We start from the raw sequence: 11908 nt of genomic DNA on the forward strand, positions 1-11908 counted from the left end.
AGTTTAAAGTATTCTTAACTTTTTAAGCAACTCACCTTTATAAGTTCTTCCAATAGGTAATCTGTGGGTTGTTATAAAGATTTCATTCCCTGAGATTTTAGTCACACTTTTAGTGTTTATAATAAATGATTTATGGATTTGTACAAACTGAGTACTAGGTAATTTTTCGATCCAGTTTTTAAGTGAATCTATAAAGGATAGTTTTTGTGTTTTAGTGGTAATAGTAATATAGTTTCTATCAGATTCTAAAAATAAAATATCTTTTAAAATTATTTTATGAAGTGTTTTATCCACATTTAAAAAAATAGAATCTTCAGTAGTTGGATTAACAACATCTTGTTTTAAAAATCGGTCTTCAGCCTTATTTACAGCCTTTAAAAATCGATCAAAACCAAAGGGTTTGACCAAATAATCCACTATGGTATCCAACTCAAAACTGCAAACTGCATATTCTGGATAAGCAGTAGTCATAATAATTGCTGGTGGATTTTTTACCATTTTTATAAAATCTAACCCTGAAATGTCAGGTAAATTAACATCTAAAAACACCAAATCTACAATGTTAGTTTTAAAGTAATTATTGGCATCCATTGCTACCTGAAAAGTAGCTAGCAATTGTAACTCAGGAATTTTACTTAAATAATTTTTAAGTAAATTTTGAGCAGGCAATTCGTCTTCTATAATTATACAAGTCATACTAAATGTAGTGTTAAAACAACCTTAAACTTATCAGAGTTTTCTATTACAAATTGGTGCTTTTCTGGATATAATAATTGCAACCGTTTTTCTAAATTTATTAATCCTATTTTAAATTGTGTAGTATCCGTAATTTTATTTTCAAAATCGTTGATACAAGTACATTTTAAAAGGTTGTTATTCTCAATAATTTCAATAGAAATAACACTATTTAACACACTATGTTTAAAAGCGTTTTCAATAATGGTAATTAACAATAATGGACCTATTTTTGAATAATTAGATGTGATACTTGTCGTATAGTTAATTTGCTTTACACCTTCGGTTCTAATTTTTTGAAACTTAATATAATTATCCAAAAACTGTAGTTCTTTATCTAAATCAACATACTGCGCATTACTATCATACAACACGTGTTTTAAATTATCTGATAGCATCAAAATAAGTTCTGGAGTTTCGGTAGGTTTTTCAATAGAATAAGAATAAATCGTATTTAAATTATTAAACAATACGTGTGGATTAATTTGCGATTTCAAAAACTTTAACTCCATTTCAGTATGTTGTTTTATCATGTCTTCTTTTTGTTTTTGTTCGTCCAAAAAACGAAACAACATCCATATAAACGAGAAAAATATTAAAGGCACCAAGGTTTGCCATAAATAATCACTTAAGCATTTCATTATGGAGCAACCACACTGTGCAAAAACATTGCAATAGACTTGAGTGGCTAAAAATGAAATTGTCATAAATAACAACCCATAAAAAATATACCATTTTCGTTTTACAAAAAATGGCAAGAGTATAAAATGATTAATATAAACAATTACTGCAAGTATAGATAAATACTGCAAAAAAGGGTTTTCGGCCCAATAATATCTGGAAAATATATATAGCGATACAAATATAAATAGCATCCATCCCAAGAGGTGAACTAAAATTTGTGACGTGTGTTTTTTTAAATCTGTCATAACAAGTCTGAAAGTAATCTAAAAACCTAAAACCATCAAAAAACAAAGTACAAAAGCCAATAAAAGCAATGCAAACTGCATAAATAATTGCTGTTTGCAATCTTAAGTACGTAGTTGGTTAACATTTTTATTTATTAAAAAATATAATAAATAGGTTTGAGTAAATCAAAAAACCAATAGATTATGAAATCATTAGTTACTCTTTTTATTTTTATTATTAGTTATGCAACTGCATATGCACAAACCCTAAACCAAGAGGTTATTAATCCTGACGGAAAACCCAAATTATTAGGTGTAATTAACAAAGAAGGACTCCAAAAAGACACTTACAAAGCGTGGTTTGATACAAATCATGACCATTATATTGTTAATGATAAATTGGTAGAAACTTTCTCTGAATCGTTAAAAGATTATACTATCAAAGTATTTTTAGGTACGTGGTGTGGTGATAGCAAAAAAGAAGTTCCGCGTTTCTATAAAGTATTAGAAACAGCAAATTATAATCTAGATAATCTAGAAGTTGTCGCTTTAGACAATCAAAAAGAGCACTACAAACAAGGACCAAATGGAGAAGAAAAAGGATATGACATCCATCGTGTGCCTACTTTTATTTTTTATAAAGATGGTAAAGAAATTAACCGCATTGTAGAGCATCCAATTGAAACCCTAGAACGTGATATTGAAAAAATTGTAACTAACCAATCTTATAGTTTTAATTACATTGCTGCAGATTATATCCAATATTTACTATCTACTAAAACAATAGAGCAACTAAATACAGAGCAAACAAAATTAGTCGCTCAACTATCAGAGTTTGTTAAAGGTAGTCGTGAGTTAAATACTTTAGGCTACGTGTATTTGCGTGCAAAAGCATTTGATAAAGCGTTATATACTTTTAAATTAAATACTTTAATTTTTCCGTATAAACCAAACGTGTATGATAGTTTAGGCGAAGCTTTTTTTATTACCAATAATTATACTGAAGCCTTAATTAATTACAACAAAGTATTAGCGTTGCAGCCAGAGGATAAAAATGCTTTGGAAATGATTCAAAAAATCAATCAAGCAAACAAGCAATAAATGCTGACTATTAAATCTATTTTAACAATTTATTATTTGTTGGTTTTTTATCTTTGATGGCATATAAAATCAAAAAAACATGAAATTTTTAAAATTCCTTTTACTGTTTATTACCATCCAAGTGTCCGCACAACAAGGTGGTATGTGGATTCCTTCGTTATTAGAAGGTATGAATGAGACCGAAATGACCAATCTTGGTAGTAAACTTACTGCTAAAGATATTTACGACGTAAACAACTCTAGCTTAAAAGATGCCATAGGACATTTTAATGGTGGTTGTACCAGCGAAGTTATTAGCGACAAAGGTTTAATTTTAACCAACCATCACTGTGGTTTTGGTCAAATACAATCACATTCGTCTTTGGAAAACGATTATTTAAAAGATGGTTTTTGGGCAATGTCTTTGGACGAAGAATTGCCAAATGAAGGTTTATACATCGAGTTTATTGTTAGAATTGAAGATGTAACATCACAAGTACTGGCTGGAATTACAGACAGTATGACTGAAAAAGAAAAACAATCATTAATAGATAGAAATAGTAATACTTACCAAAAAACGGTTACTAAAGAAGCTTGGCAAGACACTAAAGTAAAATCATTTTACGAAGGAAACCAATACTTCCTGTTTGTTACAGAGCGTTTTGAAGACATCAGATTAGTTGGTGCTCCTCCAACAAGCATTGGTAAATTTGGAAGCGATACAGACAATTGGGTTTTTCCTAGACATACAGGAGATTTTTCAATGTTTAGGATTTATGCAGACGCTAACAACAGACCTGCAAAATACAGTAAAGACAACAAACCATACAAGCCAAAGCATTTTTTACCTGTCTCTTTAGATGGCGTTGAAGAAGGTGACTTTACAATGGTATTTGGTTTTCCTGGTACAACTAGCGAGTATCTTCCTGCTGTAGCAATACAACACATTACAGAAGAATTTAACCCTACAAATATTGCTATTCGTGAAGCTGCTTTAAAAGTCATTGACGCTAAAATGAAAGAAAGCGATGCTGTACGTATTAAATACGCATCTAAACAAGCACGTATTGCAAACGCATGGAAAAAATGGATTGGAGAAAATTTAGGAATCCAAAAAAGTGATGCTGTTGCAAAAAGACGTGCTTTTGAAGCTACTTTTACTAAAGCTTTAAAAGAAAAAAATCTAGAAGATAAATTTGGAAACATCCTTCCTGAGTTTGATAACCTTTACAAAGATTTTGGTCCAATTAATATTAAACGCAGAAATTTTGTTGAAGTCTTTTTGGTTACCAACGAGTTAATGCAAATGACCTTTAGAGTTTATCAAATGGAAGAAGCTATAAAAGCTGACCCAGAGAATTTTGAAAAAGCAAAAGCGCGTCTTATTGGTACTTTACAAGGTATTCATAAAAATTATGATGCAGATGTAGACAAAGGTGTCTTTAAAAATGTAATGCCTTTTTACAATAAAAATGTTGATGCTTCAATTTATGATAAAACAGCCTTTACTAATTTAGACCAAGCTTTAAAGCTATTAGAAGGTAACGCCAAAGAGGTGTTAAAAAAATTGAATAAAGATGCTGCTTATCAATACGCAAAACCAATGATTACTGAGTTTTACAATACTATTGACAAAGCCTACCAAGAAAAAAACCAACCTATAACCGCTTTACAAACTAAGTACATGACAGCTTTAATGGAAGCTTTACCAAATGCACGCTACTTTCCGGATGCCAATAGTACTTTACGTGTTACTTATGGTCAGGTTAGAGGATATTCTCCAAGAGATGCTGTGTATTATAATCCAGTAAGTTACCTAGATGGTGTTGTAGAAAAATATGTACCAGGTGATTACGAGTTTGATGTACCAGAAAAATTATTAGAGCTACATAAAAACAAAGATTACGGTCAATATGCAGATAGCAACGGAAAAGTACCAGTTTGCTTTTTAGGAACTAACCACACTACAGGAGGAAACTCTGGTAGTCCAGCAATTGATGCTTACGGAAACCTAGTAGGTCTTAACTTTGATCGTGTTTGGGAAGGTACAATGAGTGATATGAATTATGATCCTGAAATCTGCCGAAACATTATGGTTGACTTACGCTACGTCCTTTTTATAGTAGACAAATATGCTGGAGCAACACATTTAATTGACGAAATGAAATTAGTACATCCTAAGAAAAAATAGTGTGCTAAATAATTATAAAAAAGCCTGTCGTGTAACGTATACATTGACAGGCTTTTTTTATGCTTGTAAAATCCTTAATGGTTTATTGCTCTATAATTTTAAAGGTCTCAATAATTGACATAGCGTCTTCAATATAACTATCAACATCTTTTTCAAGAACTGAATAATAGATTAAATAATCTTTATTGTTATGATTAAATAAAGTTGATAATCTAATTACTTTGAAACCATCTGTAATACTTTTTGATGTAACAATATAATATTTTCCATAAATTGAATGCACTTGTGACTTAACCTTTGGCGTTAAAAACGAAGCATTTTTAACACTTAAAAAATGACGCTCTAATGCCTCTTCAATGTTTTTACTTTTAAATGACTCTGAATTTGGAGACATAACATATATCCCGTTTTTAAATTCATTTTCTCTCAAGTCTTTTAAGTTATTAGGAGCATGAGATACAACATCATGAGACCCTGCATAAGTACACCAACTATCAGGAATAGTCATACTGTAGAATTTCATTTTAGCTTTAGCTTCAATAGTATCTAAACATTTATAATAGGTTGTGCGCTTAGATGTTTTTGTAACTGTGTTGCTTGAACCACATCCTAGCATTACTAATAATCCAAAATAAAGTAAGTATTTGATTTTCATAGTTTCTTTATTTTACAAATTAAGCTTTAAACAATCTCCATTTTTTTAAGCAGAAAACTAGCATTCATATTTTGACAAATTCCTTTTTTAAAGGTGTAATCAAAATACAATTCGTCATTAATAATTTGCGCATCAAAGTAGTAGTTTTTTACTTCTTTTAAATGCTTTTCTATTTCGCATAAGCTTAAATCATGCGTAGCAATAATGCCAGTTGCATGACTTGCTACTAGTTTTTCGACAAATTTACGTGACCCAATAGCTTTATCTGTGCTATTTGTTCCTTTAAGGATTTCGTCTAAAATTATAAAGTAATTATCCTGCTTAATAGCATCTACAATATACTTTAAACGTGTTAATTCTGAAAAAAAGTAACTACTATCATCTGTTAAACTATCGCTTGTACGCATGCTTGTAATTAACTTTACAGGACTGTAAACTGATGATGCTGCACAAACCGGTAAACCAACATTAGCCATAACAATATGTAAAGATACAGTACGTAAAAATGTACTTTTACCTGCCATATTTGCTCCTGTAATAATAAAAAACTGCTGATTTTTTATTTCAAAATCATTATCAACTCTTTTTTCTGTTTTTAATAAAGGATGTCCTAGTTGCGTTACTTTTGTGTCACTTTGTTTATCCACAATTTGAGGATAGATGTACTGTTGATGATTAAAAGCATAGTTTCCTAAACTGTTATAAGCATCAAAAAACGCAACAACCTCAAACCAATCTTCAACTTTGTCTTTGTAATTTTCCAACCATTGTTCAATACGATAGGCGTTTTTTAAATCTGTTAAAAAATAACCATTACCAAAAATTGCCGAAATCAAGTTGTTTCTATTATCCAAAGCGTCCATTGCTTTAGACAATTCATGTAATATTTGGGATGCTTTTTTGTCTTCTAATTTAATTTTAGCTTGTTTTGCTAATAATAAATTAGAGGTAAACGATTCGTTTTCAATAGCACTTAATAATGATGCATATTGTCTAAACGTGTCTCGCATCCTATCCGTATTTGCGGATAAGACGTTTGTTTTTTTAACATAGCGACCAGTAATAAATAAGCCAACAAATAACCAATATCCTATTATTGCAGCAGGAATAATTTGTGCTACAGCTAAACCGATTATTATTAGTGAAAGTGCGCTAATAATTAACGGAACCACCTTAAAATATTTTGGTATAAACGACTTATGCGTTTTTAAAAAACTTAAAATAGTACTAGCTTTAGTATCAACTTTAATTAAGCTAGCATTAGCCTGAAATACTTGTCTCCAATCAGACTTATTAGCTAAGTCCTTAATAGCATCCTGTCTTGATACAATAGCGTCTATATTATTTGCTTTTAAGCAATTTGCTAAAGTTTTAGACCCTTCACTATTGGTTGTTCTATTTATAAATTGAAAAAAGCTTCCTCTACCAAATAAATCAATATCTAAAGCATAATTATGATTAGCATCCTGAAATTGTAAACCTTCACTTTTATCAAAAAAATCACCTTTTGCAAACTGTAATTCTTCAGTATTAATAGTGACTAGAACTTTTTTTAGTTCGTATGTATGTTTTAAATCGGTGTACTTATTTAACAAATAAATAAAACCAATAACACCTATAACAACAATCCCAATCAAAATTTGCCAGTTTCCAAAAGCAAAGTAAACACTAACTCCTGTTGCTATAAACACTAAAAGTCTTGCTATACTTAATGTTGTAAGTTGCTTGTAAAGCTTTGATACATCCTTAGTATAGTTATCTATATTGCTTTTATAATACTCCAAATGGTTTGCCATTTTTTTTAAAATTCTAAACTATCAAATGCGGTAAATACGGTTATAATTGTTTGTACTGCATCCTTAAAAAATTGTTGATCAATATTTTCAAAATCGTCTGACGGTTTATGGTAGTCTTTATGATCTGCAACACCAAAATAAATAAACGGGATTTTAGCTTTATGAAACGCTGCGTGATCACTAGAATAAGTCCAATTATCTCCATCACCTAAACCTTCTTGACCAATTAAAAGATCTACTTTACCTATATCACTAAAGTTTTCTAAAACTGGCTTTAATTGAGGATAATATCTTGATCCCACAGCAAATAGCTGATTGTTATCACTTCTGCTAATCATATCCATGTTTAAATTTAAAACAATTTTTTTTTGCTGAATAACATTGTCATTAACAAAGTGGTAAGCACCTTTTAAACCTAACTCCTCAGCATCAAAAGCTGCTAAAATAACATTATATTTTGGTGGGTATTTGGCAAAATATTCCGCGAAAGCGAACAACGCACTAATTCCTGATGCATCATCATCTGCTCCATTATATATTTGACCATTTTTTACACCTTCATGATCGTAATGTGCAGATAATACAATATACTTTGATGTATGTGTGGAACCTTTAATAACTCCTAAAATATTTGTAGCATTGTATGTTTTACCTGCTTCAAAAGTAAAAGGCTGTTGGAAATTACTTCCTAAAGGGTCTACACCTAGTTTTTCAAATTTTTGAATGATGTAATCCTTGGCTAAAGCTGCACCTTTTGTACCTGTGCGTCTACCTTCATATACATCTGATGATAACGTTTTAATATTTTCAATTAAGGCGTTGGTGTCAAAATAATAATCGATATCTGACGCAGTACTTGTAACAGTTTCTGAGGTGTTTACAGCGTCTTCGTTTTGTTTAGACGTGTTTTGTGTTTTGCATCCTACTATTGTTAAACCAATAATTGCTATGTATAATATATTTATTTTTTTCATAAATCTATAGTTAATTCTAAGAGGTAAATCTAATAAAAAAACCCAAGCATTTGGCTTGGGCTTTTGTGTATTATTATTTGTGCTTTCGCAGAAAATATTATCCTTTTAAGGCAGCAGATAAGTACTCACGATTCATACGTGCAATATTCTCTAAAGAAATTCCTTTAGGACATTCTACCTCACATGCTCCAGTGTTAGTACAGTTACCAAAACCTTCTTCATCCATTTGTTTAACCATGTTTAAAACACGCTCTGTAGCCTCAACTTTACCTTGAGGTAATAATGCAAATTGTGATACTTTAGCACCAACAAATAACATTGCAGAAGAGTTTTTACAAGACGCTACACAGGCACCACAACCAATACAAGTTGCTGCTGAAAAAGCGTCATCTGCATCTTGTTTGTTAACTGGTATCGCGTTAGCATCGATCGTGTTTCCAGATGTGTTTACCGAAATAAATCCACCTGCATGTTGTATACGGTCAAATGCTGTTCTGTCTACTACTAAATCTTTAATTACAGGAAAAGCACTAGCTCTCCATGGTTCAATAGTAATAGTCTCACCATCTTTAAACGTACGCATATGTAACTGACACGTTGTGATTAAACGGTCAGGACCATGTGCTTCACCATTAATATATAATGAGCATGAACCGCAAATCCCTTCACGACAATCGTGATCAAAAGATACAGGAGCCTCTCCTTTTTCTATTAACTCGTTATTTAAAACGTCTAACATTTCTAGAAAAGACATATCTGGAGATATATTGCTGATTGGGTAATCAACCATTTTCCCCTTATCGTTAGCGTTTGCTTGACGCCAAATTTTTAACGTTAAATTCATAGCTTTTCTTTATTTATAACTTCTTTCTTTTACTTCAATATTCTCGTATGCTAATTCTTCTTTATGAAGTATAGCATCTTTTGGTTCTCCTTTGTATTCCCAAGCTGATACGTATTGAAACTCTTTACGACGCATCGCTTCACCTTCTGCTGTTTGGTACTCTTCTCTAAAGTGACCACCTGCAGACTCTTCACGTTGTAAAGCATCTTTTGCAAATAGCTCTCCTAATTCTAAGAAATCTGCTACACGACCTGCTTTAGCAAGCTCTTCGTTAAACTCATTTTGTGTTCCTGGCACACGAACGTCCCTCCAGAATTCTGCTCTAAGTTCAGAAATTTCAGTAATTGCAGATTTTAAATCTTCTGCGTTTCTTGCCATTCCACATTTATTCCACATGATTTTACCTAAACGCTTATGGAAATAATCAACGGAGTGTGTACCATTATTGTTTATTAAATGGTCAATGTTTTTTCTTACTTCAGCTTCAGCTTCAGCAAACTCTTTAGTATCTGTAGATATTGGACCTGTTCTAATATCATCCGATAAATAATCTCCAATAGTATAAGGTAATACAAAATATCCATCTGCAAGACCTTGCATTAACGCAGATGCACCTAAACGGTTAGCACCATGATCAGAGAAGTTTGCTTCTCCAATTGCATATAATCCAGGAACAGTTGTCATTAAGTTATAATCAACCCAAACACCACCCATTGTATAGTGTACTGCTGGATAAATCATCATTGGTGTATTGTATGGATCTTGATCTACGATCTTCTCATACATTTGGAATAAGTTTCCGTATTTATTTTTGATTACTTCTTGTCCTAATTTTTTAACAAGTGCAGCATCATTTTCGTCTAAACCTTTAACGTGAGCAGCTTCTTTACCGTAACGTTGAATTGCCGAAGCAAAATCTAAGAATACAGCTTCACCTGTTGCATTTACACCAAAACCAGCATCACAACGCTCTTTTGCAGCACGAGAGGCAACATCACGAGGCACTAAGTTTCCGAATGCAGGATAACGACGCTCTAGATAGTAATCTCTATCTTCTTCAGCTAATTGTACAGGTTTTAATGTTCCTGCTTTAATAGCCTCAACATCTTTCATATGTTTTGGTACCCAAATACGTCCATCGTTACGTAAAGACTCAGACATCAATGTTAATTTAGACTGATGATCTCCAGAAACCGGAATACATGTTGGGTGAATTTGTGTGTAACAAGGGTTTGCGAAAAAGGCACCACGTTTGTGTGCTTTCCATGCTGCTGTTACATTACTTCCCATCGCGTTTGTAGATAAGAAGAAAACATTACCATAACCACCTGTTCCAAGAACCACAGCGTGTGCTGAATGTCTTTCAATTTCTCCAGTAATTAAGTTACGTGTTATAATTCCACGAGCTTTACCATCAACTTTAACAACGTCTAACATTTCATGACGGTTGTACATTTTGATTTTACCACGACCAATTTGACGGTTCATAGCAGAGTAAGCTCCTAATAATAATTGTTGTCCTGTTTGTCCTGCAGCGTAAAACGTACGTGATACTAATACACCACCAAATGAACGGTTGTCTAATAATCCACCATACTCACGTGCAAAAGGAACACCTTGTGCAACACATTGGTCGATAATATTTGCTGAAACCTCTGCTAAACGATACACGTTAGCTTCTCTAGAACGGTAATCTCCACCTTTTACAGTATCGTAAAACAATCTATAAGTTGAGTCACCATCACCTTGGTAATTTTTTGCTGCATTAATTCCTCCTTGTGCTGCAATTGAATGTGCACGTCTAGGAGAATCCTGAAAGCAAAATGCTTTTACGTTATATCCTAGTTCTGCTAAAGTAGCAGCAGCAGATCCACCAGCTAATCCTGTACCAACAACAATAACATCTATGTTACGCTTGTTAGCTGGATTTACTAAGTCGATATGATTTTTATAGTTAGTCCATTTGTCTGCAATTGGACCTTGAGGTATTTTTGAATCTAAAGCCATAATATCTCTTATTTTTTAGTGGTTTAAAAAGTGGTAAACAGCAATGAAGATGAAACCTACTGGCACACCAATTGCATAAATTTTACTAAATCCTTTTAATCCCTTTGTGTATTTGTTATTTGCTCCAATTGATTGGAAAGCAGAATTAAAACCGTGTAGAAGGTGTAATGATAAAAATACAAACCCTACACAGTATAGCGCTACACGCCATAAATCTTTAAACTTGTGTACTAACTCTTCGTGGTATCTAAACTCGCCACTTGGTAGTGTACCAGACATGTCACCAACGATATATTTGGTGTTAATTTCTGGAATCCAGAAATCGATGAAGTGGATAATTAAGAATACAAGTATAAAACCTCCACTCCAAATCATGTTTCTGCTCATCCAAGAAGAATTTGCAGCTCCATTGTTTTTAGCATAGCTAATTGCTCTTGCTTTGTTGTTTCTGATTTCTAAAACAAATCCCATTACAAAATGGAATATTACACCAAGAATTAATACTGGCTGCAGTAAATATTGTACTGCCCAAAACGTTCCCATAAAGTGAGACGCTTCATTAAAAGCATCTGGACTAAATACAGAAAGAATATTAATTGCAAAATGTTGTAAAATAAAAATCATTAGAAAGAGTGCTGAAAGTGCCATAGCAAACTTTCTCCCTATTGAAGAATTTAAAATTCCGCTCATTATAATTGAAGTTAATTATTTGTTATAC

General features: G+C 32.2%; 10 protein-coding genes. 2 read left to right on the plus strand and 8 right to left on the minus strand.

Annotated elements, in window-relative coordinates:
* Positions 1–3 precede the first annotated feature (3 nt).
* Together WNY60_RS14115 and WNY60_RS14120 are read right to left on the minus strand one after the other, a co-directional pair.
* Positions 4–696, minus strand: coding sequence for a LytTR family DNA-binding domain-containing protein (locus WNY60_RS14115; RefSeq protein ID WP_342862766.1), 693 nt, complete (start codon positions 694–696; stop codon positions 4–6).
* A complete protein-coding gene (locus WNY60_RS14120; protein WP_342862767.1) occupies positions 693–1442 on the minus strand; it encodes a sensor histidine kinase in 750 nt (249 codons plus the stop codon). The genes WNY60_RS14115 and WNY60_RS14120 overlap by 4 nt, the downstream gene beginning before the upstream one ends.
* A 405-nt stretch (positions 1443–1847) precedes the next feature.
* Between WNY60_RS14120 and WNY60_RS14125 the strand changes: the two genes are divergently transcribed.
* Together WNY60_RS14125 and WNY60_RS14130 are read left to right on the plus strand one after the other, a co-directional pair.
* Positions 1848–2744: a thioredoxin family protein gene (locus tag WNY60_RS14125; protein WP_342862769.1), complete on the plus strand. Its 897-nt coding sequence runs from the start codon at positions 1848–1850 to the stop codon at positions 2742–2744.
* Positions 2745–2823: 79 nt separating this feature from the next.
* Positions 2824–4914 (plus strand): S46 family peptidase, encoded by a 2091-nt coding sequence (locus tag WNY60_RS14130; RefSeq protein WP_342862771.1) that lies wholly within the window; start codon positions 2824–2826, stop codon positions 4912–4914.
* 82 nt (positions 4915–4996) lie between these two features.
* On the opposite strand, the gene WNY60_RS14135 is transcribed toward WNY60_RS14130, so the two are convergent.
* The 6 genes from WNY60_RS14135 to WNY60_RS14160 form a co-directional block, all read right to left on the minus strand.
* The gene (locus WNY60_RS14135) at positions 4997–5569 is read right to left on the minus strand and encodes a hypothetical protein (protein ID WP_342862772.1); all 573 of its coding nucleotides are present in this window, start codon (positions 5567–5569) and stop codon (positions 4997–4999) included.
* A 26-nt stretch (positions 5570–5595) separates the two neighbouring features.
* Positions 5596–7365, minus strand: a complete 1770-nt coding sequence (locus tag WNY60_RS14140) for a DNA mismatch repair protein MutS (protein ID WP_342862774.1) — start codon at positions 7363–7365, stop codon at positions 5596–5598.
* 5 nt (positions 7366–7370) lie between these two features.
* Complete coding sequence (locus tag WNY60_RS14145; RefSeq protein WP_342862776.1) at positions 7371–8339, minus strand: M28 family peptidase; 969 nt, start codon at positions 8337–8339, stop codon at positions 7371–7373.
* A 97-nt stretch (positions 8340–8436) separates the two neighbouring features.
* Entirely contained in the window at positions 8437–9183 is a 747-nt protein-coding gene (locus tag WNY60_RS14150) for a succinate dehydrogenase/fumarate reductase iron-sulfur subunit (RefSeq protein ID WP_028282322.1), read from the minus strand.
* Positions 9184–9192: 9 nt separating this feature from the next.
* Positions 9193–11190, minus strand: a complete 1998-nt coding sequence (locus WNY60_RS14155) for a fumarate reductase/succinate dehydrogenase flavoprotein subunit (RefSeq protein ID WP_342862778.1) — start codon at positions 11188–11190, stop codon at positions 9193–9195.
* A 15-nt stretch (positions 11191–11205) separates the two neighbouring features.
* A complete protein-coding gene (locus WNY60_RS14160) occupies positions 11206–11880 on the minus strand; it encodes a succinate dehydrogenase cytochrome b subunit (RefSeq protein WP_028282324.1) in 675 nt (224 codons plus the stop codon).
* Positions 11881–11908: the final 28 nt, after the last annotated feature.

Origin of the sequence: Olleya sp. AS48, assembly GCF_038900355.1 — a bacterium.
In the GTDB taxonomy this organism is placed as follows: domain Bacteria; phylum Bacteroidota; class Bacteroidia; order Flavobacteriales; family Flavobacteriaceae; genus Olleya.